Genomic DNA, 21,604 nt, shown 5'->3' with positions numbered 1-21,604 from the left:
GTCCACCATGGACGGCTGCGTATTCCGGCAGGCCAGGGATGGCGGCCGGCCAAGAGGGGTATTCAGCAATAGGCACTCATATGGCAATAAAGAACAAAAACATTCTGTCTCGCCGGGAGCTGTACGCGGCCATGGCCCTGGCCTTGCCGATCAGCTCGATGGCGGCGGTCGTATCCGCTTCCGGCGGTCCGTCGGTAGGCCAGGTCGGCAACGTACCGGTGGTGGAGATCGTCAAGCCGAACGGCGCGGGCGTATCGCACAACCAGTTCGGCCAGTTCGACGTCGGCGCGCAGGGTGTGGTGCTCAATAACAGTGGCACCGCCGCCACCTCGCAATTGGCCGGCCAGATCGCCGGCAACGGCAACCTCGCCGGCGGCGCGGCCAGCGTCATCATTGCGGAGGTGACCGGCAACGCCAAGTCGCAATTGAACGGCGCGCTGGAAATCGCGGGCCGGCAGGCGGCGCTGATCGTTGCCAACCCCAATGGCATCACCGCCAACGGCGCCAGCTTCATCAATGCCTCGCGCGTGACGCTCACCACCGGTACCCCGCAGCTGGATGCCGCCGGCAAGGTGGCCTCGATCGACGTGGCCAGGGGCGTCATCAGCATCTCCGGCAAGGGCATCGATGCCAGCGGCGTGGAAATGGCGGACCTGATGGCGCGCAGCATCGAGCTGAATGCGCAACTGAAGGCCAGGAATCTGCGCCTGGTCACCGGCCACAACAAGGCGGCCTACGGCGACGCCGCAGACTCCATCAGCGGTATCGACGGCGACGGCACTGCTCCGACGGTGGCCCTGGACGTGGGCGCCATGGGCGGCATGTATGCCAATGCCATTCGCATGGTGGGCACGGAAACCGGCGTTGGCGTGAATATCGCCGGCAAGATCAAGGCTGACAACACGCTCGACATGAAGAGCGGCGGGGCGATGCATGTCAAGGCCGGCGGTGAGTTGAAGTCGGATCGCGACATCCAGCTGGCCGTGGCTACCTCGCTGACCAACGACGGCATCATCGCTGCGAAGCGCGATGTCAGCACCAAGGGCAAGGAGTTCCGTTCCACCAGCGATGCGTGGTTTGCGGCCGGACGCAATACCGCCATCAATTTCTCCACGATCATCAGCGAGGGCAACAACGGTTCCCGGCCGGCAGGCGTGCCGGGCCGTAACTCGTGGTCGGAGCCGACAACCGAGAAGCCGAAGCCGGTCGAACCGGCCAAGCCTGTCTCGGAGACGAAGCCGGTCGAGCCCGCCAAGCCTGTCGCGGAGACGAAGCCGGCCGAACCGGCCAAGCCCGTCGCGGAGACGAAGCCGGCCGAACCCGCCAAGCCCGTCGCGGAGACAAAGCCGGTCGAACCGGCCAAGCCCGTCGCGGAAACGAAGCCGGTGGAACCGGCCAAGCCTGCCGAGGAAACGAAGCCGAGCCGTCAGGAATCCGTGGACAGCTTCGTGCAGCAGCTGCTGAATTCGATCTTCAACCAGCTCTCCTATGGGTATTCGTCATCGTCCTATGGGTACTCGCCTTCGAGCGCTTCGTCCTACGGTAATACGGCCTTGAATCGTCCGTCCTACGGCTATGGCTACGGCTACCCGTCCTATGGTTTCCCGCAGTGGCGGCCGGTGAACTACCAGCCGCGCCCGGTGTATTCGCCGTGGAGCCCCGTGGCCTCGTACGGCTACAGCCGGCCGATGTGGCGTTCATACTGAAAGATGGCAACCGATCCGAAAACGGCGGATCGGAATCCATGAAGAACGGCCGGAGCGCAAGCTCCGGCCGTTTTTTTTATGGCCCGGCCGGCAGACACCGGGCCGACAGCTCGCCTCCGGCATGGCACACCCCTTGCTTCCTCAAGTTCCGCCACATCCAGACGATCTCTACGCAGACGCGTAGACCCAAGGACCGCTCCACTCATGACCCTCATCCCGGCCAAACACCTCGCCGAGCTTGCCCAGGCCGCCGCCAGCGGCGACACCCAGCGGGTCGAGCAGCTCGCGCGCCGCCATCCGCGCCTGGCCGAGGCGCTGGCCCCGCTGCTGGCGCGCCTCGCGCCGCGCGAGCCGGCCGCCATCGCCCTGCAGTCGGTGGAACAGCAGAGCCTGGTCATGGGCACGGCGCAGACCGTGCTGCGCGCCCAGGAAGCCCTGCACCAGGCCACCGGCGAGGCGCGCGACAGCGTCAGCCGCTTGACGGAGCAAGGCGCCGGGATCTCGACGGCCCTGCAGCAGGCCGCCGGGGAAGTGGCGCAGGCCACCGCGCACAACCGCCACGGCGCCGAGACCGTCACCGAACTCGATGGCCAGCTGCGCCTGCTGCGCAGCGCGCTGTCGGCGATGAACCGCAACCAGAGCAAGCTGGCCGAGCAGGTCGCGCAGATCCGCAAGCTCACCTCCACCGTGCAGGAGATCGCGCACCAGACCAACCTGGTCGCGCTCAACGCCGCCATCGAGGCCGCGCGCGCGGGCGAGGCCGGCCGCGGCTTCGCCATCGTCGCCGACGAAGTGAAGCAGCTGGCCGAGAAGACCACCCAGGCCACCGACGAGATCGAAGCGGTGACCGCCTCCATCGGCGCCTTCTCGCAACAGCTGGACGGCGACGTGCGCCAGGGCGTGCAGCGCCTGGAGCGCGCGCAGGACCGCGCCGGCCATACCGCCGGCACGCTGGAGCGCGAAGGCGAGACGCTGCGCGCGATCGCCGCGCGCGTGCATAGCTCGCAGCAGGGTTGCGATGCGCAGAACGCGCGCATCGCCGCCGCCCAGGCCACCCTGGGCGCGCTGCAGCGGCGCAGCATGGAGGCGATCCGCCAGGCCGAATCGCTGGACCGCGCCGCGGTGCTGTCGCATCGCCTGTGCCTGGGCTGGCTGGACCATGTCGACACGCCGTCGGTGGCCAGCCTGAGCCTGAGCCTGCGCGAGTCGATCCAGGGCCTGCGTCAGGCGATGGAACTGGCCCTGCACGAACCGGCCGCGCTGGACCGCCGCTGGTTCGACACCGCCGCCTTCGACCGCGCCCTGGTTCGCCTGGGCGCGCAGCGCGCCGGGCATCCGGCCGCGACGACTCTGCTCGAAGCCGGGCAACGCCTGTCCGGCCATGCCGACAACTTCGTGCGGCTGATCGGCGAGGGCCAGACCACCCAGGCCGCGCAGCTGTCCGACCAGGTCGAACGCGAGCGCGAGGCCATCCATCAGCAGCTCGGCCAGTTGCTGGCTCAAGCCGAGGCATGAACCGGCGCGCGCATCCATGGTTGCTGCTCCTGCTGCTCGCGGCGGGCACGGCGCACGCCGCGGCGGACGAGCCGCGGCAGGTGGCCGAGCAATGGCTGCGCCAGCATTTCGACCAGCCGGGCAACCGGGTGGTGGCCCAGGCCGAGCCGGCGGATACGCGCCTGCAGCCGCCCCTCTGCGCGCAGCCCTGGCAGGCCTCTTTGCCCGATGGCGCACGCGCCGCGCCGCGCATGAGCGTGGAAGTGCGCTGCCCCGGCACCGGCTGGCGCATGCAGGTGCCGGTGAAGCTGCAGCTGTTCCGTGCCGTGCTGGTGGCGAACAAGCCGCTGCAGCGCGGCGACGGCGTCACCGCCGCCGACGTGCGCGGCGAGGAACGCGACATCACCCGGCTGGGCTATGGCTACATCGACCAGCTGGACCAGGTCGCCGGCCGCCTGCTGTCGCGCCCGCTGGGCGCCGGCGCGGTGCTGGCGCCGGCGGCGTTCGGCGGCCGCCAGACCGTGCGCGCGGGCGACCGGGTGCAGCTGATCGCCCGCCTGGACGGCATCGAAGTGCGCGCCGCCGGCGTGGCGCTGGGCGGTGGCGACACCGGCGCCCGCCTGCGCGTGCGCAACGACAGCTCCGGCCGCACCGTGGACGCCATGGTGCGGGACCCGGGCGTGGTGGAAGCCCTGCCATGACCCTGCCCGCCCCCGCTAAAGTTCACCCGCCCGCCGCCGATAACCGGTTTGAAGGGTCGACAAGCCCTTAAGGACACCCCCATGAACACGACCATTACCTCGAACGGATTGCCGGTTCTCCCGCAGGCCAAGGGCAACCAGAACAGCCCGGCCCAGGCGAGCCAGCCGGCGACCGAAACCGCTCCCGCGGCCCAGGCGGACGACAGCGTGAAGCTCACCGACTCGGCGCGCGCGCTGACCGAGGCGGCAGGCGACAAGGCCCCGGCCATCGACACCAAGCGGGTGGAGCAGATCCGCCAGGCGCTGGCCGACGGCAGCTACCGCGTCGACGCCGGCAAGATCGCCGACCGCCTGGTCTCGCTCGAAGGTCAGCTCAGCGGCAAGCCATGAGCGCCGACCTGCGCCACGAGATGGCCGACGCATTCGACGCCGTACTCGGCGACATGCGCCAGGCCGCGTCCCGGCTGACCGCCGCGCTCGCCGCCGAACGCGACGCGCTGGAACGAGCCGACGCCGACGCGCTGCATCTCGCCGGCCAGGACAAGCAGGCGCAGCTGGATCGCCTTGAACAACTGGATGCCGAACGCCAGCAGCTGGCGCGCGCCGTCGCCGCCACCACGCCCGCGCAGCGCGCGGCCTGGGAAGGCGTGATGAGCACGCTCGCCGACTGCCGGCACGCCAACCAGAGCAATGGCCAGATCGTCGGGCAGCGCCTGCGCCAGGTGCGCCAGGCCCTGGCGGTACTGACCGGTGGCGCCGAATCGGGCGTGTACGGCCCGGGCGGCACCCTTCGCATCGACCACCGCTCGCTGTCGCTGGCGGAAGCCTGAACTTGAACAGCCCCTTCTGAAGGACCCGCCGCGTATGGCGGGCGAAATCCACGGCCCTGCCTTGCAGGTCCATCGCTGGCCGACGTGTCCATGACCGATACCGCTGTAGAAGCCGCCCAAGCCCACGCCGCCGCCCTGGCCGGTACCGCCGCCAGCTCGCCGCTGCCGGTGGTGCGCATCCCGATGCTCGACCGCGACCGCCAGCTGATGGCGTACGAGCTGCTGCTGCAGGAAGACGGCGAGGGCGAAAGCGCGCTCGGCCATCGCCTGCTCTCCACCATCATCGACGGCTCGGTCACCCAGTGGGCGCGCGGCAACCGCGTGTTCGTGCGCCTGCCGCGCGAGCTGGTGCTGGAACAGGCCGACCAGGTGCTGCGCCATCCGCGCATCGGCCTGGTGGTGTCGCCGCGCGCCATTCACGACGTGCTGCTGCTCGAGCGCCTGCGCCAGCTGTCGGCGCGCGGCTGCGCCCTGCTGCTCGATCTCGAAGGCGACGCCGGCGACCTGCCCGGCGACGACGAGCTGCGCGTGCTGCTGGATCTCTCGCGCTACGTGCGCCTGGATGCCAGCCGCCTGGGCGAAGCCGCGCTGCGCGAGCGCTGCGAGGCGCTGCACGCGCGCGGCCTGCACGTGGTGGCCGGCCATGTGAACGACCACGACACCTGCAACCGCTGCATGGGCCTGCCGTTCGCCGGCGTCCAGGGGCCGTATCTGCTGCGTCCCGAGAAAGTGGACATGCCGGTGCTCAGCGCCAACCGGCTCAGCGTGCTGCGCCTGCTGCGCGCGCTGGACGAGGAAGGCAACGGCCCGGTGGAACTCGGCCAGATCATCCGCAACGACGTGATCCTCAGCTACAAGCTGCTGGGCTGCGTGAATTCGGCTTATTTCGCGCTGCCGCGCCAGCTGAAGTCGGTGGAGCAGGCGGCGATCTTCTTCGGCCTCACCCGCATGCGCAACTGGATCAGCACCATGGCGCTCAGCGGCATGGACGACCGGCCGCCGGAGCTGCTGCGCGCCGCGCTGATCCGCGCCCACATGTGCGAACAGCTGGCGCAGAACCTGTCGCGCGAGCAGCGCGAGATGGCCTTCACCACCGGCCTGTTCTCCCTGCTGGAAAGCCTGATGTGCGCGCCGATGGAACTGCTGCTGCAGCATCTGCCGCTGGCGCCGGACATCCGCTCGGCGCTGCTGGACCAGCAGGGGCCGTTCGCGCCGCTGGTGGACCAGGTGCAGCGCTGGGAAGCCGGCGAGCTGCGCGGCGGCGAAGCCTCGCCGCAGCATATCCGGCGCATGGCGGCGGCGTATCTGGAGGCGATCCGCTGGGCGGACCATGTGCATTCGTTTGCGGAGCAGAAGCCGCATTGAGATTAGAGCCCCTCTCCCTTCGGGAGAGGGGTTGGGGTGAGGGTACGGGCGGAGTGCAAGGGTGATGTGCACCGCTCCGGCCGCACCCTCATCCGGCTGCCGCCACCTTCCTCGCTCCTCAAAGCAGGGCACATCCATGTGCCCTCCCCGCGTGCTCCCGGTGGGAGAAGGATTCTGACTTGAGGGGTTGAGGCCCTGATCAGTCCGGCGTGAACTCCATCGTCGCCCGCACCGCCTTCTTCCAGCCGCCATAGAGCTTCTCGCGCTTCTCCTGCGCCATCGACGGCTTGAACTCCCGGTCCACCGCCCAGCGCCGGGCGATCTCCTCGCGGCTCTGCCAGAAGCCCACCGCCAAGCCAGCCAGATACGCCGCGCCCTGCGCGGTCGTCTCCTGCACCTTCGGCCGCAGCAGGGTCACGTCGAGGATGTCGGCCTGGAACTGCGCCATGAAATCGTTGGCGATCGCACCGCCGTCGGCGCGCAGTTCCTTCAATTCGATACCGGCGTCGTTCTGCATCGCTTCGAGCACATCGCGCGTCTGGTAAGCCATCGATTCCAGCGCGGCGCGGATGAACTGCTCTTTCGTGGTGCCGCGCGACAGGCCAAACACCGCGCCACGCACGTCGCTGCGCCAATACGGCGCGCCAAGGCCGACGAACGCCGGCACGAAGTACACGCCGTCGCTGTCGCGCGCGCGCTCGGCGTAATCCTGCGAGTCGCTGGCCTTGCCCAGCATGCGCAGGCCGTCGCGCAGCCACTGGATCACCGAGCCGGCGACGAAGATGCTGCCTTCGAGCGCGTACTCGACCTTGCCGTCGATGCCCCAGGCGATGGTGGTGAGCAGGCCGTTCTTCGACGGCACGGCTTTCTCGCCGGTGTTCATCAGCATGAAGCAGCCGGTGCCGTAGGTGTTCTTGGCCAGGCCCGGTTCGAAGCAGGCCTGGCCGAACAGCGCCGCCTGCTGGTCGCCGGCGATACCGGCGATCGGCACTTCGCGGCCGAAGAAATGCTTAGGTAACGTCTGCCCGTAGATCTCGCTGGAAGACTTCACCTCCGGCAGCATCGCGCGCGGGATGTCGAGCATCTTCAGCAGCTCGTCGTCCCATTGCTGTTTGTAGATGTCGTAGATCAGGGTGCGCGAGGCATTGGTGTAATCGGTGACATGCACCTTGCCGCCGGTGAGGTTCCAGATCAGCCAGGTATCGATGGTGCCGAACAGCAGCTCGCCGCGCTCGGCGCGTGCCTGCGCGCCGTCGACGTGGTCGAGGATCCAGCGCACCTTGGTGCCGGAAAAGTACGCATCGATCAGCAGGCCGGTCTTGCCGCGCACCAGCTCGTCGTAGCCTTCTTGCTGCAGCCGCGTGCAGATCTCGGAAGTCTGGCGCGACTGCCACACGATGGCGTTGTGGATCGGCTGGCCGGTCTCGCGGTCCCACACCACCGCGGTCTCGCGCTGGTTGGTAATGCCGATGCCGGCGATGCGCGCGGGATCCACCCCGGCCTGGTTGATCGCCTCGGTCATGGTCACCAGCACGCTGGTCATGATTTCGCGCGGGTTGTGTTCCACCCAGCCGGGCTGCGGAAATACCTGCGGGAATTCGCGCTGCGCCGTGCCGACGATATGGCCGTCATGATCGAACAGGATGGCGCGCGAGCTGGTCGTGCCCTGGTCGATCGCCAGGATGTAGGTCTTGTCCATGAAGCGCCTCGCTCAGGCCGCAGGGTTGGAAGGAGCAGCCGGCTCGCCCTTGGCCTGGGCCATGCGCGCCGCCTCCAGCTCGCGCAGGCGGGCCGGCAGGAAGGGATGCACCAGCAACTGATAGGCACCGGCACCGACCACGCCGCCGATCAGCGGACCGACGATGGGTATCCACCAGTAGTTGTCCGGACTGGGCAGGGCGGACTGGCCCCAACCGGCGAAGAAAGCGAACAGCCGCGGGCCGAAGTCGCGCGCGGGATTGATCGCCCAGGCTTCGAGATAACCCATGCAGGCGCCGATGGTGGCGACCAGCAGGCCGATCATCAGCGCACCGGAGTTGGCGCCCGGCGCCATCTCGTTGAAGCGCTCGGTGATGGCGAAGATGCCGAACAGCAGGAAGGCGGTCAGGATCACCTGGTCCAGCAGCGCATGCATCGGCGTGACCGCCAGGCCCGGATGGGTGAAGAACACGCCCGCCGCGCCGCCCGCTTCGCGAGTCAGGCCGTGGGCCTGGTTGTAGTGGTCGATCACCGGACCGAACAGCACGTAGACGATGGCCGCGCCGAGGAAGGCACCGATCACCTGCGCGACCGTGTACGGCAATACCTTCTTCCACGGAAAACCACGGAAAATCGCCAGCGCCAAGGTCACCGCCGGGTTGGCATGGGTGCCGGAGATCGAGGCCGTCGCGTAGATGGCGATCGTCACCGCCAGGCCCCAGGCGATGCACACGCCCCAGTAGGCGTTCTGGTAGGGACTGGGGTCGTACAGCACGTACATGCAGGCGACCGAGTCGCCCAGGCCGATGATGATGAACATCGCCAGCGCTTCCGAAATCAATTCACCGATCGCTTGCCGCATGCCTGCCCTCTCCTGGATGGCACCGCGGCGCCCGCGCCCGGTGCGTGTATCGAAACCTCAGTCCGCGCCGGCAGCCTTGGCGAAATAGGCCGCCAGGCGCGCCGCGCCTTCCCCGCCGATATGCAGGCCCAGCTTGGTCCGCCGCCACAGCACATCCTCGGCGCTGCCCGCCCATTCGTAGCGGCGCAGGTAATCCACTTCGCTGGCGTAGAGATCGGCGCCGAAGTGCTCGCCGAGTCCGGTCAATGAAGCAGCATCGCCGAGCACGCGCACCGACTGGCTGCCGTAGGTATGCGCCAGCCGCCACGCCATCGCCTCGCCCAGCCATGGACGCGTGGCGCGCAGCTGTTCGGCGAGCCGTCCGGGGTCCTGGATATCGCCGCCGGGCAAGGGATGGCCCTTGCCGGTCCAGGCCGGCTCCCGGTTGCCGAGCAGGGGCGCGAGCCGGTCCACTGCCTCCTCGGCCAGCTTGCGGAAGGTGGTGAGCTTGCCGCCGAACACATTGAGCAGCGGCGCGCCCCTGGCCTGTTCGAGCTCGAGCAGGTAATCGCGCGTCACTTCCGAGGCCTTGCCGCTGTCGTCGTCAAGCAAGGGGCGCACGCCGCTGTAGCTCCACACTACGTCGGCGGGCACGATACCGCGCTTGAAATAGCGATTGACGGCATCGCACAGATACGCGGTCTCCTGCGTATCGATGCGCGGATGCGCGGGGTCGCCGCGGTATTCGACGTCGGTGGTCCCGATCAGGGTGAACTCGCGCTCGTAGGGAATGGCGAACACGATGCGCCGGTCAGGTTGCTGGAAGATGTACGCATAGCGATGGTCGTACAGCCGGGGCACCACGATATGGCTGCCCTTGACCAGGCGCAGGCCGTGGTCGTGGCCTTCGGCGGCGACTTCGTCGAGGAAATCGACCGCCCACGGCCCGGTGGCATTGACCAGGGCGCGCGCCGCCACTTCGGTGACCTGGCCGTTCGAACTCTGCAGGCGAGCCAGCCAGCGCTCGCCGCTACGCCGGGCGCTGACGCAGCGCGTATGCGTCATCACGCGCGCGCCGCGCTGCACCGCGTCCATCGCGTTGAGCACTACCAGGCGCGCGTCCTGTACCCAGGCATCGGAGTAGACGAAGCCGATCGGGAACTCGTCGCGCAGCGGCTGCCCGACCGCATGCCTCGACAGGCGCACGCGGCGCGAGCCGGGCAGGCTGCGGCGGCCGCGCTGCAGATGATCGTAGAGGAACAGGCCAAGCCGGATCATCCAGGCCGGCCGCAGATGCGACTGGTGCGGCAGCACGAAGCGCAGCGGCCAGATGATGTGCGGCGCGACGCGCAGCAGGATTTCGCGCTCGGCCAGCGCCTTGCCGACCAGGGCGAACTCGAACTGCTCCAGATAGCGCAGGCCGCCGTGAATCAGCTTGGTGCTGGCGCTGGAGGTGTGCGACGCCAGGTCGTCCTGCTCGCACAGCCAGACACTGAGGCCGCGCCCCACCGCATCGCGCGCGATGCCGGTGCCGTTGATGCCGCCGCCGACCACCAGCACATCCACTTGCTCGGTCATTCCTTGATTCCCATCAGGCCTGGTTCGCGTCAGCGACTTGGGATCAGTGATGAGCCGCCCTCGCGTGCAGGCGCCACACCACCACGGCCAGCCCCGCCACCGCCAGCACGAACCAGTAGGCGCTGGCCTGCAGGTCCTTGCCCAGCCACATCACGCCGGCCACCGCGCCGGCCAGCAGCAGGCCCGCGCCCAGCGCGATCAGCGGCGCGTGGTGATCGGACATGCGGCTGCGCAGCAGCAGGAACACGCCCAGGCTCACCAGCAGCACGGCGAGCACGCGGCGCGCGACGGCGAATACCGGCGGTTCCGGCACGTCCGGCAGCACGTCGACCAGGCGGCGGTCGCCGACCTGCACGTCGTAGCCCTTGCCGTCCGCGGCATCGCTGGCGGGCACCAGCAGGTCGCCCTGCGGGCGCGCGAACACGGTGAGCACCTGCACCGGCACGGCTTCCCAGCTGACGCGCAGGTCGCCCAGGCGCGGATGTTCGGGGTTGGCGCTGGTGAGCAGGTAGTCGCCGTGGCTGGCGAAGCTGGCGGCGAGATTGGCCGGCAGCGTCTTCAGGTCCGGACCGACCAGGTCGCCGCCGGGCAAGGCATGCAGCAGCGCCGGGGCCAGCGCATAGCCGCCGATCCTCACCAGGCCGGCATCGAACTGCTTGCCCTGGATCGGAAAGGCGCCGGGATTGGCGTGGCCGGCCGGCTTCTCGAAACGGCTGGCGTCGATCGGGCGGTCCACCCAGTCCTGCTCGTAGTGCACGTCGCTGCCGACGCGCACTTCGCGCCACTGGAACATTTCCACGTGGCGGATCAGCACCGGCGTGGACATGCGCTGGTTGAACTCGGGATCCAGCGGCGCATCCACCACGTTGAGCTTGCCGCTGACGCGGACCATGTAGCGGTGCTTGCCGATGTCCGGACGCGTATCGCCCTGCACGTCCAGCACCTGCCCGCCGTGGCGCTCGGCCGCGACGTTGTGCTCGACCGCGGCCTGCTCGGTCATCGCCACCAGCCCCAGGCCGGCCAGCACCAGCACGGCGCCGGCAAGGCCGGCCAGCCACTGCCGCGCGCTCATGGCCGCACCAGCCCGGCGACGTCGCGTCGCTCGTCGGCGGTGCCGTAGCGGCCGCGCTCGTCGCGCACCACGCGCGCCAGGGCGCAGTCGTGGTCGTGGGTGAAGAACAGTTCGATGCCGCGGGCGAGCTTGTCTTCCAGGAACGTCCGCTTCTCTTCGATCAGCGCCTCGGGAAAACGGTCGTAGCCCATGGTGATCGGCAGGTGCACCCAAGAGCGCCCCGGGATCAGGTCGGCACAGAACACCACACCGCCCACTTCGGCCAGCATCAGTCCGGGCGTATGGCCGTCCGAATAGCTGAAGCGCACGGAGCGGCCCAGCGCCTTGGCGTATTCGCCGTCGACCAGTTCCAGCCGCCCGCTGTCTTCCAGCAGTGCCTGCAGCTCGGGAATGAATGAAGCGCGGTCGCGCGGATGCGGCTGCTGCGCGCGGCGCCAGTGCCCGGCGCCGACCACGTAGGTGGCCTTGGGGAACAGCAGGCCCGGCGGCTCGCCTTCTTCCCACGCGGCGAGCAGGCCGCCGGCGTGGTCGAAGTGCAGGTGCGAGAGCACCACCACGTCGATGTCCTCGTGCGAGAGACCAGCCTGCGCCAGCGACTCGAGCAGCACGTGGCGCTCTTCCACCACGCCGTAGCGTTCGCGCAGGGCGGGCTCGAAGAAGGCGCCGATGCCGGTCTCGAACAGCACGTTGCGGCCGTCGAGATCCTTGGCCAGCAGGCAGCGGCAGGCGAGCGGGATGCGGTTCTGTTCGTCTGGCGCGATCCAGCGCGACCACAATGCTTTCGGCGCGTTGCCGAACATCGCGCCGCCGTCCAGCTGCTGAGAATTACCGGTGATCGACCACAACTGCATGGGAATCCCCTGCCCTACAACTTGTCTCGTGGCGCCGGTACGCCCCCTTGCAGCGCACCGGCAATCTGCTTACTGCACCTTGCCCAACCCAGACGGGCGGCGCGGATCGCTGGCCGCGTCGAGCCTGCCGTTCTTCAGGTCCCAGGTGACCACGTTCATATAGCCCCAGGGCGAGCGCTGCTTGAGCGTATAGCCCATGCGGGCCAGCGCGTCGGTGGTGGCGGCGTCGAATGCGCCATCCTCGACGTCGACGCGGTCCGGCATGTACTGGTGGTGGAAGCGCTTCTGTCCGGCGATGCCGAGCGCGTCCTTGCCGTCGATGAAGGCCATGATGCCTTCCAGCACCTGGGTGATGATGGTGGAGCCGCCGGGCGAGCCGATCACGCCGACGCGGTCGGCGCCGAACACGATGCTGGGCGTCATCGACGACAGCATGCGCTTGCCCGGCGCCGGCGCATTCGCCGCACTGCCGAGCAGGCCATAGACATTGGGCTTGTCCGGCACCAGGGCGAAGTCGTCCATCTCGTCGTTGAGCAGCACGCCGGTGCCGTCGGCGACGAAGGTGGAACCTAGCGTGTAGTTCACCGTCAGCGTGATCGAGACGATGTTGCCCTCGCGGTCGATCACCGAGAAATGCGTGGTGTGCATGCCCGGATCGACGCCGGTGCTGGCCGGCAGCATTGCCGAGGGCGTGGCCTTGTCCGGCAGGATGGTCTGGCGCAGGCCGGCCGCGTAGTACGGCGACAGCAGCATGTCCAGCGGCATCTTCACGAAGTCCGGATCGCCAAGGTAATCGTTGTGGTCGCGGAAGGCGCGGCGCATCGCCTCGATCACCAGGTGGGTGCGGTGCGCGTCGTCCAGCTTGGTGAGGTCGAAGCCGGAAAGAATATTGAGGATCTCGGCCACGGCCACGCCGCCCGAGGACGGCGGCGGCGCGGTGACGATGCGGTAGCCGCGGTAGTCGACCACGATCGGCGCGCGCTCCTTGACCTGGTAACTCTCCAGGTCCTTGGCGGTCCAGTGGCCGCCGGCGGCCTGCACGGCGGCGACCAGCTTCTGCGCGACCTCGCCGCGATAGAAGCCGTCGTGGCCCTGCTCGCCGAGCAGCTCCAGCGTGCGGGCCTGGCCGGGATCGCGCCAGGTCTCGCCCTTGGCCGGCAGCTTGCCGCCGGGCAGGAACTTGGCCACCGAGGCGGGCCAGCGCTGGATGTCCTTCTGGCGTTCCTCGATCGCGTTGAGCAGGCGGCTGTCCGGTTCGAAGCCATCGCGCGCGATGCGCACGGCCGGGGCCAGCGACTCCTTCAGCGGCAGCTTGCCGTAGTGCTTCGCTAGCCAGGCCAGGCCGGCCGGCTCGCCGGGGATGCCGGCGGAGAGCGGACCGTTGAGCGCGGCGTCGCGGTTGGGCGAGCCGTCGGCAGCGAGATAATCCTTGGCGTTCACCGCGGCCGGCGCGGTCTCGCGCGCGTCGATGAAGATCTGCTTGCCGTCGGCGGCGCGATGCAGCACCGCCATGAAGCCGCCGCCGATGCCGGAGCTTTCCGGCTCGACCACCGACAGCGTGGCCGCCACGGCGATCGCCGCGTCGAACGCATTGCCGCCCTTGGCGATCACTTCGAGGCCGGCCTCGGTGGCGTGGAAGTTGGCGCTGGCGATGGCGGCCTTGCCCGGGCCCTTCTGGGCGGTCGCGGCCTTGGCTGCAGCGGGAACGGTACGCGGACTGTCAGCACAGGCGGCACCACTGACCAGCAGCAGGCCCAACAGCACGGCGCGGGCGCGCAGCGCCGGCAACTTCACCAAAAACCTCATGCCTGCCCCTCTTTCATCAACTGGCGGTACTTGAGTTCGAGCTGGTCGCGCGTCTCGGTGTGCTCCGGGTCGACCAGGATGCATTCGACCGGACACACTTCGATGCACTGCGGTTCGTCATGATGCCCTACGCACTCCGTGCACAACGCCGGATCGATCACGTAGTACTCCTCGCCCAGCGAGATAGCCTTGTTCGGACAGACCGGTTCGCAGACGTCGCAATTGACGCAGGTGTCGAGGATTTTCAGGGACATCGGCCGAGTTTACACGGTAACGCCGGTTGCCGCGGCGCAACAATCGGCCGCCGGCCGGCGCTTTCGCCCCATAAAAAAACCCGCGGCGCTCGCACGCCGCGGGTTCTTGCAGCGGGACGGACTGCCTTGGCTTACATCGCCACGAAGCGCAGGTTGGCGCCGGTCGGCTGCAGCGCGGTGGTCACGCGCTCCTGGTCGGCCTTGTCGCCGATGAACAGCACGATCACGTCCTTGAACGAGCCCGGCTTGGCATCCTTGAAGGCTTCGATGATCAGGTCGGCGGTCTTGGCCGACTCGGGACCGGCGAACACCAGCATGTTGCCCGGCAGCACGCCGCGGGCCACGGTGTCCTGCACGTTCGAGAGCTGGCGGTCGCGCTTGGCCTTGTCGTCGTCGCTGTCGCCGGCGTTGACCAGGTAGGGGTACGGGCGATCGGCGGTCATGCCCTGCATGTTCTTCTGCACGATCTGGCCGAGGTACGAGTTCCATGCCTTGGCGTCGTTCGGATCCGTCGGCTTGGACACCTGCGCGGCCTGCGCGGTGGCCTGGCCGGCATTTTCGTCTTCGCCCTTGTTGCAGCCGGCGAGCGCCAGCGAGCCGAGCGCGATGGCGGCAAGGAGTGCGTACTTGTACATGGTGGTCACCCTGGAAGTCTTTGGAAGTCTGGACGTGGATCCCCGCAGGACGGGACCCTCCGGCGCCGCCGACGGGAGCCGGCACGGCATGCCTGTCCTGTCCGCAGGATGGCCGGGAGCATACACGAGCGGCCCCGGCAAACTACAGCGCCCTCAGATGCGGCGCTGGCGCATCGCCTGCTGCACGGCCGGATGCACGAAGCCGGAGATGTCGCCGCCGAGGCGGCCGATCTCGCGCACCAGCGAGGAGGAGATGAAGCTGTACTGCTCGGCCGGGGTGAGGAACAGCGTTTCCACGCCGGGGATCAGGTGGCGGTTCATGCTGGCCAGCTGGAATTCGTATTCGAAATCCGACACCGCGCGCAGGCCGCGGATGATCACGCCGGCGTGGATCTCGCGCACGAAGTCCGCCAGCAGGCAGTCGAAGCCGCGCACCTCCACGTTGCGCAGGTCGGCCAGGGCCAGCCGCGCCAGCGCGATGCGTTCGTTGAGGCTGAAGCCCGGGCCTTTGCCGCCCTTGTTCTGGCTCTCGGCCACGGCCACCACCACGCGCTCGAACAGCGGCGCGGCGCGCGCGACCAGGTCGGCATGCCCGTTGGTGATCGGATCGAAGGTGCCCGGATAGACGGCGAGACGCGTATTGACCGGCGGATTCACGTGGGCTTCGGCGCTGCGGCGAAAAGGACCGGTAGCTTAGAGCCGTGCGCCGGCCACGCCTAGTCCGCGTCAGGCCACCCGGCGATGCAGCGCGTAGCGCACTTCGCCGGCCTGTCCCTCGCGGTGCAGACGCCAGGCGGGCGGCAGCGCCAGCGCCTTGCCGCGCGGCGATTCGACGTAGATCCACGCCGACGGCGCCAGCCAGCCGCCCTCTTCCAGCCGCCGTGCCAGCGCCTCCCACAGTTCGAGCGCGAACGGCGGATCGAGGAAGACCACGCCGTACGGACGCGCGGCGCCGTGCAGATAGGCGCCGGCATCCGCGGTCGCCACCTCGCCGCCGGCTGCCTTCAGCCGGACGAGGTTGTCGCGCAAGGCCTGCGCGGCACGCGGATCGCGTTCGACGAATTGCGTGCGCCCGGCGCCGCGCGAGAGCGCCTCGATGCCGAGCGCGCCGGTGCCCGCGCACAGGTCCAGGCATTGCGCGCCGGCGATCACCGGCGCCAGCCAGTTGAACAGGGTCTCGCGCACGCGCTCGGCGGTGGGGCGCAGGCCAGGCAGGTCGGGCACGTCGAGGCGCGAATTGCGCAAGGTGCCGCCGATGATGCGGATGCGCCCGGATGCGCCGCTCATATGAACCGCCGCCGCGCCAGGACCTGCCGGGCGGTGGCTGGGAGTCGGGGAGGAAAAGTCCGGGGTGGTAGCATGGGCGGCATTGTCTTCGAATCCCCAACGCAATGCTCAAGTTCTGGAAGAAGAAACCCGCCGAGACGCCACCGCAGCCGCCGGCCGGCGAGGCCGCGCCCGTTCCGGCGGAGCTCCCGGCGGCGGACATGCCGCACGACGCGGATGCCGCTTCGCTGGACAACCCCGCGCTCGGCGAAGCGCTGTCGGAAGCCTCGCCGCCGGCCGAAGCCCAGACCGAAGAGCAACCCTTTGAAGTCCCGGCCGCCGCAGCGGCCCCGGCCAGGCGCAGCTGGCGCGAGCGCCTGTCCGGCAGCTCCTTCGCGCGCGGCCTGAGCTCGCTGTTCAGCCGCAATCCCAAGCTCGACGACGCGCTGCTGGACGAGCTGGAAACCACCCTGATCACCGCCGACGTCGGCATCGAGGCCAGCACTTCGCTGGTCGAAGACCTGCGCAAGCGCATGCACAAGCGCGAGTTCGCCGACGCCGCCGCGCTGCTGGCCGCCCTGCGCAAGGAACTGGTGATGCTGCTGGCCCCCGTGCAGCGGCCGCTCGACGTCAGCGGCCGCAAGCCCTACGTCGTGCTCACCGTCGGCATCAATGGCGTGGGCAAGACCACCACCATCGGCAAGCTGGCGCGCCGCTACCGCGACGAGAACCGCGCGGTGATGCTCGCCGCCGGCGACACCTTCCGCGCAGCCGCGGTGGAACAGCTCAAGACCTGGGGCGCGCGCAACAGCGTGCCGGTGATCGCGCAGGGCCAGGACGCGGATTCGGCCAGCGTGATCTTCGACGCGCTGCAGGCGGCCCGCTCGCGCGGCGCCGACGTGCTGATCGCCGACACCGCCGGCCGCCTGCATACCCAGGGCGGCCTGATGGACGAGCTGGGCAAGATCGCCCGCGTGCTGAAGAAGATCGATGCCGAGGCGCCGCACGAAGTGTTGATGGTGATCGACGGCACCACCGGCCAGAACGCGGTCAGCCAGGTGCGCCAGTTCCGCCAGATCGTGGGCGTGACAGGACTGGTGGTGACCAAGCTGGACGGCACCGCCAAGGGCGGCGTGGTGTTCGCGCTGGCGCGCGAGTTCGGCCTGCCGATCCGCTACGTCGGCCTGGGCGAGAGCGCCACGGACCTGCGCGTGTTCGAGGCGGAGGCTTATGTGGACGGCCTGCTGCCGGCGGACATCGGAGCCTGAGGAATGTCCCGGCCATGCGACTGCGAGTGAGCCTGCCGCGCTGGCTGCGCATCGCCCTCTGGAGCATCGCAGGCGCGGCGCTCGCCGCCCTGCTCACGCTGGTGGTCTCGCTCTATCTGCTGCTGCAGCCGGACCGCTTCACCGCACTGCTGCAGCGCGAGGCCAGCAATGCCGGCCTGGTACTCAACCTGGCCAGCCCGGCCAGCCCCACCCTGTTCCCGCGCCCCGCGCTGGAGCTGCAGGGACTGACCCTCAGCGCCAAGGGCGCGGGCATGCCGATCCTGCTCGCCGCACGCGGCCGCCTGCAGCTGCCGTGGCGCGCGCTGCTGGGCAAGGAGACGGCGATTTCGCGACTGGAGATCGATTCGCCGCGCATGGACCTGGACGCCCTGGAAGCCTGGCTGGCCAGCCTGCCGCCGCGCAACGCAAGCGAGCCGCCGCAGATCCCGCGCATCGACGCCGGCGTGCGGGTTACCCGCGGCAGCCTGGTGCGCGGCAACGAACTGCTGCTGGGCGACGTCTCGCTCGACGCCGGCAGCCTGATTTCCGGCCAGCCGTTCCCGCTGTCGATTTCCGCCAAGGACGCCGCGGGCGAACCCTTGCAGCTGGATCTGTCCGCGACGCCGCGGTTGAAGGGCGACACGCTGCAGCTGGACGCCATCGGCGTGCATTTCTCGCAGGGCAGCACGCTGACCCTGCAGCTCGCCGGCGAGGCGCACTGGCACGGCGCCGCCGATGCCTCGCTGCGCCTGCGCGGCAAGCTCGACCACGCCGAGGCCGGCGTCTACGACACCTCGCTGGTGCTGACCCCGGCCAACCAGGTCGATCCGCTGCTGCTGGGGATCAAGCTCGACGGCCCGGGCAATCACGCCGATCTGCGCCTGCCGCCGCTGGCGCTGGCCGACTGGTGGTCGCAGCTCAACCATCCGCAGGATCCGCACCTCAGCGTGCCGCCCGGCACCGGCACCGCCGAGATCGCCAAGCTCGAAACCGGCGGCATCAGCATCGAAGGCCTGAGCATCAAGGCCGGCGTCGCGCCCGCGACATCCGCGGCCACGCCCGCCGACAGCAAGACCGCCACGCCCCGCGCACCGAAATGAGCCAACCCGTCAAGCACGATTTCGCCACCCGGCTGCTGGCGTGGTTCGACCGCCATGGCCGCCACGACCTGCCCTGGCAGCATCCGCGCGATGCGTACCGCGTGTGGTTGTCCGAAGTGATGCTGCAGCAGACCCAGGTGAGCACGGTGATCCCGTACTTCCAGCGCTTCGTCGGCGCGCTGCCCACGCTGCGCGACCTTGCGGCGGCCGAAGAGGACACCGTGCTCGCGCTGTGGTCCGGCCTGGGCTACTACCGCCGCGCGCGCTTCCTGCATCGGGCCGCGCAGTTGTGCGTGGAGCAGCACGGCGGCGAGCTGCCGCGCGAGTTCGAGGCGCTGGCCGCCCTGCCCGGCATCGGCCGCTCCACCGCGGGCGCGATCCTGGCGCAGGCGCATGGGCTGCGCTTGCCCATCCTCGACGGCAATGTGAAGCGCGTGCTGACGCGCCATCTCGGCATCCATGGCCATCCCGGCCAGAGTGCGATCGAGAAGGAACTGTGGCGGCATGCCGACGCCTATACGCCTACGGCGCGCGTCGCCGATTACACCCAGGCGATCATGGATCTCGGCGCCACGGTGTGCGTGCGCTCCAAGCCGAAATGCGCGGAATGCCCCGTCGCCGCGGACTGTGTCGCGCAACGCGATGGCCTCACCGCGCAACTACCCAGCGCGAAGCCCGGCAAGACCGTGCCGACGCGCTCCACCGTGATGCTGCTGCTGCGCGATACCGGCAAGCGCGTGCTGCTGGAGCGCCGTGGACCGCAAGGGGTATGGGCCGGCCTGTGGAGCCTGCCCGAAGCCACGGGCACCGAGGACGCATGGCGCAAGGCGCAGCAGCTGGCGCGCATCGACGATGCGCAGGCGCTCGTTCCGTTCGTGCATGTGTTCAGCCATTACCGCCTGCAGGTCGAGCCGCTGCTGTTCGACGGCGCGACAGCGCACCGGGCGATCGCCGATAATCCCGCGCTGCGCTGGTGCGACCCCGGCGACCTCGCCGCGCTGGGCCTGCCCGCCCCCGTGCGCACCCTGCTGCTGAGTCTCTAGAGGAATCCCGCATGAGCCGTACCGTCCGCTGCGCCAAGCTCGGCATCGAGGCCGAAGGCCTGGACTTCGCCCCCTGGCCCGGCGCGCTCGGCCAGCGCATCTACGCGGAGATTTCCAAGCCGGCCTGGCAGGAATGGCTGGCGCACCAGACCATGCTGATCAACGAATACCGGCTCAATCCGCTGGATCCGAAGGCGCGCAAGTTCCTCGGCGAGGAAATGGAGAAATTCCTGTTCGGCGGCGACGTGGCGCGGCCGGAAGGCTATGTCGCACCGGAGCAGGATTCTTGACGGCTGGTGCGAACTCCGGTTTAATGCGCGGCTCCACGCAGTACCGATGACCGTCGCGGTCATTCGCACTCTGGCCGAGTAGCTCAGTTGGTAGAGCAGGGGATTGAAAATCCCCGTGTCGGCGGTTCGATTCCGTCCTCGGCCACCATTTTCAAGCGGCTTTCCAGCGTTACGCCGAAGCAGCCGCGCTAAAAACTCCCACACTTGCTGAAAACTCGATCGCTCAATCCATGAGCGGTGTGGCATGCCTGTGTCTCGTATCCGCGCGATAACCAAGCGGTGCATTCGGCAACGCCTGGCGTCATCGCACGCTGGAACCGGAAGCCCGGTCGTCGATTTCATGGGGCGTGGGAATGCGCGGATGCCTTCGGCATATCCCAATGTCACGCCGCCATTCCTGCACGACCGCGGCCTGTTCCAGGACAACGTAAGCACAAGCCCAAAAGAACGGCTTGTGGCGCGGATCGATCGGCCCTTCCCTCTAGCCTGCTCGATCCTCGTCCCCATCCGTTGACCAATACACACTACGTGTGTATAAATCCATGAACAGTGCCGACCCGCTCAAACTCCTCAAGTCCAGAGGCTTCGCTGTCATCGGCATTCGCGGCAGTCACCATAAGCTCCGCAATGCGGCCAACATTACGGTGATCATTCCCCACCCCAAGAAGGACCTGGGCAAGGGATTGGTCGCTGCGATACTGAAACAAGCCGGATGTTGAAACCGGTAAGAGGTACCCATGCGTTATCCCGTCGTCATCGAAACCGGCAACGATAAGACCGCCTTCGGCGTCGTCGTTCCGGACTTTCCCGGCGTATTCAGCGCTGGCGACACGCTGGACGAAGCGCTGCGGAATGCCGAAGAGGCCATTCTGTTCGCGATCGAAGACATGGTGAACGAAGGAAAGGATTTTCCCGACGCGTCGAATGTTGCCGACCTGGTTTCCGGGAAGGATCCCAAAGGCGGCCCCAAGCATTTCCCGCCGGCCAGGTGGGTCTGGCACGTCATCGATGTGGATACGTCCAGGCTCACGGCGAAAGCCGTCCGCGTAAACATCACGGTGCCGGAGCCGCTGCTCAAGATGATCGACCGCTATGTCGCCGAGCATCCGGGCGAGTCGCGCAGCGGCATCCTGGTGCGCGGCGCCCAGGCCATCATCCATCGATAACATCCGCTGATGTGGCTCTTCCCTTCCCTCCCTCTCGATGAGAATTTCCGCAGCAATGCCCACTCGCATTTCTGACGACATCTGGCGTCAGTTCCAGGAAGAACTCGCAGCCGTCGACCGCAAGCCTTCGGCGCCGCTGTCGCGCGACGAACTCGCCCAGCTGAATCCGGAACAGCGCATGGCGCTGGCCAAGACCGAATTCATGGGCATCAAGCGCAAGTACGGCCTGAAGCTCGACGATGTGCTCACCTTCCTCCCGGAGGAGGACGTGGTGACGTATCTGCAGCGGCTCATGCATTGATCCGACGCTGGATTGCGGCAGGCCATCTAGGACTTATCTGATTCACCGGCGATACCTGCCCCGGCACCATGCTCACGTGCCCGCGGCGAGGTGTGTTGCACGTGCCCCCTTGCCAGCCCGACTTCGTCGCGGGCCACCTTTCCTGCCTGCCGGGGATGGCCAGTACTGGCGAGAACGCCAGCGGCGGCGAGATCGTCGGAGCGACTCGCCGCCGGGATTTTTCCTCCCGACGGATCCATGAGCGCTATTCAGCGCATCTTTCGCTTCGTGCACGCGACGTCCTCGTTCACCCCAGGTTGGGTCCGTAGAGGAAGACTCGAACGTCCCACCGCAAAGAGG

23 protein-coding genes and 1 tRNA gene are annotated in these 21,604 nt (G+C 68.5%); 14 read left to right on the top strand and 10 right to left on the bottom strand.

All coding sequences use genetic code 11. The features are described from left to right. Positions 1 to 131: 131 nt before the first annotated feature. From BM172_RS16185 to BM172_RS16160, 6 genes are all read left to right on the top strand, one after another. Complete coding sequence (locus tag BM172_RS16185; RefSeq protein WP_026636770.1) at positions 132 to 1,706, top strand: filamentous hemagglutinin N-terminal domain-containing protein; 1,575 nt, start codon at positions 132 to 134, stop codon at positions 1,704 to 1,706. Between the two features lie 204 nt (positions 1,707 to 1,910). Beyond that, entirely contained in the window at positions 1,911 to 3,221 is a 1,311-nt protein-coding gene (locus BM172_RS16180) for a methyl-accepting chemotaxis protein (protein ID WP_026636771.1), read from the top strand. Next, entirely contained in the window at positions 3,218 to 3,901 is a 684-nt protein-coding gene (gene flgA, locus BM172_RS16175; RefSeq protein WP_026636772.1) for a flagellar basal body P-ring formation chaperone FlgA, read from the top strand. Before BM172_RS16180 ends, flgA begins: the two co-directional genes overlap by 4 nt. 81 nt (positions 3,902 to 3,982) lie before the next feature. Continuing rightward, positions 3,983 to 4,291, top strand: a complete 309-nt coding sequence (gene flgM / locus BM172_RS16170) for a flagellar biosynthesis anti-sigma factor FlgM (RefSeq protein ID WP_026636773.1) — start codon at positions 3,983 to 3,985, stop codon at positions 4,289 to 4,291. Continuing rightward, on the top strand, positions 4,288 to 4,731 hold the full coding sequence (locus BM172_RS16165) for a flagella synthesis protein FlgN (RefSeq protein WP_026636774.1): 444 nt from the start codon (positions 4,288 to 4,290) through the stop codon (positions 4,729 to 4,731). Before flgM ends, BM172_RS16165 begins: the two co-directional genes overlap by 4 nt. Before the next feature lie 90 nt (positions 4,732 to 4,821). Further along, positions 4,822 to 6,096: an EAL and HDOD domain-containing protein gene (locus tag BM172_RS16160; protein WP_231504258.1), complete on the top strand. Its 1,275-nt coding sequence runs from the start codon at positions 4,822 to 4,824 to the stop codon at positions 6,094 to 6,096. A gap of 199 nt (positions 6,097 to 6,295) precedes the next feature. On the opposite strand, the gene glpK is transcribed toward BM172_RS16160, so the two are convergent. The 10 genes from glpK to rsmD form a co-directional block, all read right to left on the bottom strand. Beyond that, on the bottom strand, positions 6,296 to 7,795 hold the full coding sequence (gene glpK, locus BM172_RS16155) for a glycerol kinase GlpK (RefSeq protein ID WP_026636776.1): 1,500 nt from the start codon (positions 7,793 to 7,795) through the stop codon (positions 6,296 to 6,298). A 12-nt stretch (positions 7,796 to 7,807) separates the two neighbouring features. Next, positions 7,808 to 8,656 carry an MIP/aquaporin family protein gene (locus BM172_RS16150; protein ID WP_035324195.1) on the bottom strand — a complete coding sequence of 283 codons (849 nt, stop codon included), beginning with the start codon at positions 8,654 to 8,656 and terminating at the stop codon, positions 7,808 to 7,810. Between the two features lie 57 nt (positions 8,657 to 8,713). Further along, a complete protein-coding gene (gene glpD / locus BM172_RS16145; RefSeq protein WP_026636778.1) occupies positions 8,714 to 10,213 on the bottom strand; it encodes a glycerol-3-phosphate dehydrogenase in 1,500 nt (499 codons plus the stop codon). 43 nt (positions 10,214 to 10,256) lie between these two features. Next, the gene (locus BM172_RS16140) at positions 10,257 to 11,285 is read right to left on the bottom strand and encodes a TMEM43 family protein (RefSeq protein WP_026636779.1); all 1,029 of its coding nucleotides are present in this window, start codon (positions 11,283 to 11,285) and stop codon (positions 10,257 to 10,259) included. After that, positions 11,282 to 12,136, bottom strand: a complete 855-nt coding sequence (locus tag BM172_RS16135) for an MBL fold metallo-hydrolase (protein ID WP_026636780.1) — start codon at positions 12,134 to 12,136, stop codon at positions 11,282 to 11,284. Before BM172_RS16135 ends, BM172_RS16140 begins: the two co-directional genes overlap by 4 nt. A gap of 69 nt (positions 12,137 to 12,205) precedes the next feature. Then, the gene (gene ggt, locus BM172_RS16130) at positions 12,206 to 13,942 is read right to left on the bottom strand and encodes a gamma-glutamyltransferase (protein ID WP_035324197.1); all 1,737 of its coding nucleotides are present in this window, start codon (positions 13,940 to 13,942) and stop codon (positions 12,206 to 12,208) included. Beyond that, positions 13,939 to 14,196 carry a YfhL family 4Fe-4S dicluster ferredoxin gene (locus BM172_RS16125; protein ID WP_026636782.1) on the bottom strand — a complete coding sequence of 86 codons (258 nt, stop codon included), beginning with the start codon at positions 14,194 to 14,196 and terminating at the stop codon, positions 13,939 to 13,941. Before BM172_RS16125 ends, ggt begins: the two co-directional genes overlap by 4 nt. 131 nt (positions 14,197 to 14,327) lie before the next feature. After that, positions 14,328 to 14,831, bottom strand: coding sequence for a hypothetical protein (locus BM172_RS16120; protein WP_026636783.1), 504 nt, complete (start codon positions 14,829 to 14,831; stop codon positions 14,328 to 14,330). A gap of 153 nt (positions 14,832 to 14,984) precedes the next feature. Further along, positions 14,985 to 15,488, bottom strand: a complete 504-nt coding sequence (gene coaD / locus BM172_RS16115) for a pantetheine-phosphate adenylyltransferase (RefSeq protein WP_026636784.1) — start codon at positions 15,486 to 15,488, stop codon at positions 14,985 to 14,987. A 69-nt stretch (positions 15,489 to 15,557) separates the two neighbouring features. Further along, positions 15,558 to 16,118 carry a 16S rRNA (guanine(966)-N(2))-methyltransferase RsmD gene (rsmD, locus tag BM172_RS16110; RefSeq protein WP_026636785.1) on the bottom strand — a complete coding sequence of 187 codons (561 nt, stop codon included), beginning with the start codon at positions 16,116 to 16,118 and terminating at the stop codon, positions 15,558 to 15,560. A 104-nt stretch (positions 16,119 to 16,222) separates the two neighbouring features. Between rsmD and ftsY the strand changes: the two genes are divergently transcribed. The 8 genes from ftsY to BM172_RS16070 all read left to right on the top strand — a co-directional run bounded on the left by ftsY (position 16,223) and on the right by BM172_RS16070 (position 21,265). Beyond that, positions 16,223 to 17,365, top strand: a complete 1,143-nt coding sequence (ftsY, locus tag BM172_RS16105) for a signal recognition particle-docking protein FtsY (protein ID WP_081805321.1) — start codon at positions 16,223 to 16,225, stop codon at positions 17,363 to 17,365. Positions 17,366 to 17,379: 14 nt separating this feature from the next. Continuing rightward, entirely contained in the window at positions 17,380 to 18,465 is a 1,086-nt protein-coding gene (locus BM172_RS16100; RefSeq protein WP_331279780.1) for an AsmA family protein, read from the top strand. Continuing rightward, a complete protein-coding gene (mutY, locus tag BM172_RS16095) occupies positions 18,462 to 19,508 on the top strand; it encodes an A/G-specific adenine glycosylase (RefSeq protein ID WP_026636787.1) in 1,047 nt (348 codons plus the stop codon). Before BM172_RS16100 ends, mutY begins: the two co-directional genes overlap by 4 nt. An 11-nt stretch (positions 19,509 to 19,519) precedes the next feature. After that, on the top strand, positions 19,520 to 19,798 hold the full coding sequence (locus BM172_RS16090) for an oxidative damage protection protein (RefSeq protein ID WP_026636788.1): 279 nt from the start codon (positions 19,520 to 19,522) through the stop codon (positions 19,796 to 19,798). 72 nt (positions 19,799 to 19,870) lie between these two features. Continuing rightward, positions 19,871 to 19,946: transfer RNA gene (locus tag BM172_RS16085), tRNA-Phe, on the top strand. 394 nt (positions 19,947 to 20,340) lie between these two features. Then, a complete protein-coding gene (locus tag BM172_RS16080; RefSeq protein ID WP_081805322.1) occupies positions 20,341 to 20,517 on the top strand; it encodes a type II toxin-antitoxin system HicA family toxin in 177 nt (58 codons plus the stop codon). An 18-nt stretch (positions 20,518 to 20,535) separates the two neighbouring features. Further along, complete coding sequence (locus tag BM172_RS16075; RefSeq protein ID WP_026636789.1) at positions 20,536 to 20,964, top strand: type II toxin-antitoxin system HicB family antitoxin; 429 nt, start codon at positions 20,536 to 20,538, stop codon at positions 20,962 to 20,964. Positions 20,965 to 21,019: 55 nt separating this feature from the next. Further along, positions 21,020 to 21,265, top strand: coding sequence for a hypothetical protein (locus tag BM172_RS16070; RefSeq protein ID WP_035324200.1), 246 nt, complete (start codon positions 21,020 to 21,022; stop codon positions 21,263 to 21,265). Positions 21,266 to 21,604 lie beyond the last annotated feature (339 nt).

Origin of the sequence: Dyella marensis (genome assembly GCF_900112865.1) — a bacterium.
GTDB lineage: Bacteria > Pseudomonadota > Gammaproteobacteria > Xanthomonadales > Rhodanobacteraceae > Dyella_D > Dyella_D marensis_A.
This window is presented reverse-complemented; position numbering and strand designations above follow the sequence as displayed.

Excerpts from the sequence above, each read along its gene's own strand:
- ftsY (WP_081805321.1), top strand. The coding sequence starts at position 16,223 with ATGCTCAAGTTCTGGAAGAAGAAACCCGCCGAGACGCCACCGCAGCCG.
- BM172_RS16140 (WP_026636779.1), bottom strand. The coding sequence starts at position 11,285 with ATGAGCGCGCGGCAGTGGCTGGCCGGCCTTGCCGGCGCCGTGCTGGTG.
- BM172_RS16125 (WP_026636782.1), bottom strand. The coding sequence starts at position 14,196 with ATGTCCCTGAAAATCCTCGACACCTGCGTCAATTGCGACGTCTGCGAA.
- BM172_RS16075 (WP_026636789.1), top strand. The coding sequence starts at position 20,536 with ATGCGTTATCCCGTCGTCATCGAAACCGGCAACGATAAGACCGCCTTC.
- BM172_RS16165 (WP_026636774.1), top strand. The coding sequence starts at position 4,288 with ATGAGCGCCGACCTGCGCCACGAGATGGCCGACGCATTCGACGCCGTA.
- BM172_RS16160 (WP_231504258.1), top strand. The coding sequence starts at position 4,822 with ATGACCGATACCGCTGTAGAAGCCGCCCAAGCCCACGCCGCCGCCCTG.
- BM172_RS16180 (WP_026636771.1), top strand. The coding sequence starts at position 1,911 with ATGACCCTCATCCCGGCCAAACACCTCGCCGAGCTTGCCCAGGCCGCC.
- mutY (WP_026636787.1), top strand. The coding sequence starts at position 18,462 with ATGAGCCAACCCGTCAAGCACGATTTCGCCACCCGGCTGCTGGCGTGG.
- BM172_RS16150 (WP_035324195.1), bottom strand. The coding sequence starts at position 8,656 with ATGCGGCAAGCGATCGGTGAATTGATTTCGGAAGCGCTGGCGATGTTC.
- rsmD (WP_026636785.1), bottom strand. The coding sequence starts at position 16,118 with ATGAGCGGCGCATCCGGGCGCATCCGCATCATCGGCGGCACCTTGCGC.
- glpK (WP_026636776.1), bottom strand. The coding sequence starts at position 7,795 with ATGGACAAGACCTACATCCTGGCGATCGACCAGGGCACGACCAGCTCG.
- glpD (WP_026636778.1), bottom strand. The coding sequence starts at position 10,213 with ATGACCGAGCAAGTGGATGTGCTGGTGGTCGGCGGCGGCATCAACGGC.
- BM172_RS16080 (WP_081805322.1), top strand. The coding sequence starts at position 20,341 with ATGAACAGTGCCGACCCGCTCAAACTCCTCAAGTCCAGAGGCTTCGCT.
- BM172_RS16070 (WP_035324200.1), top strand. The coding sequence starts at position 21,020 with ATGCCCACTCGCATTTCTGACGACATCTGGCGTCAGTTCCAGGAAGAA.
- BM172_RS16135 (WP_026636780.1), bottom strand. The coding sequence starts at position 12,136 with ATGCAGTTGTGGTCGATCACCGGTAATTCTCAGCAGCTGGACGGCGGC.
- flgM (WP_026636773.1), top strand. The coding sequence starts at position 3,983 with ATGAACACGACCATTACCTCGAACGGATTGCCGGTTCTCCCGCAGGCC.
- BM172_RS16090 (WP_026636788.1), top strand. The coding sequence starts at position 19,520 with ATGAGCCGTACCGTCCGCTGCGCCAAGCTCGGCATCGAGGCCGAAGGC.
- ggt (WP_035324197.1), bottom strand. The coding sequence starts at position 13,942 with ATGAGGTTTTTGGTGAAGTTGCCGGCGCTGCGCGCCCGCGCCGTGCTG.
- BM172_RS16120 (WP_026636783.1), bottom strand. The coding sequence starts at position 14,831 with ATGTACAAGTACGCACTCCTTGCCGCCATCGCGCTCGGCTCGCTGGCG.
- BM172_RS16185 (WP_026636770.1), top strand. The coding sequence starts at position 132 with ATGGCCCTGGCCTTGCCGATCAGCTCGATGGCGGCGGTCGTATCCGCT.
- flgA (WP_026636772.1), top strand. The coding sequence starts at position 3,218 with ATGAACCGGCGCGCGCATCCATGGTTGCTGCTCCTGCTGCTCGCGGCG.
- BM172_RS16100 (WP_331279780.1), top strand. The coding sequence starts at position 17,380 with ATGCGACTGCGAGTGAGCCTGCCGCGCTGGCTGCGCATCGCCCTCTGG.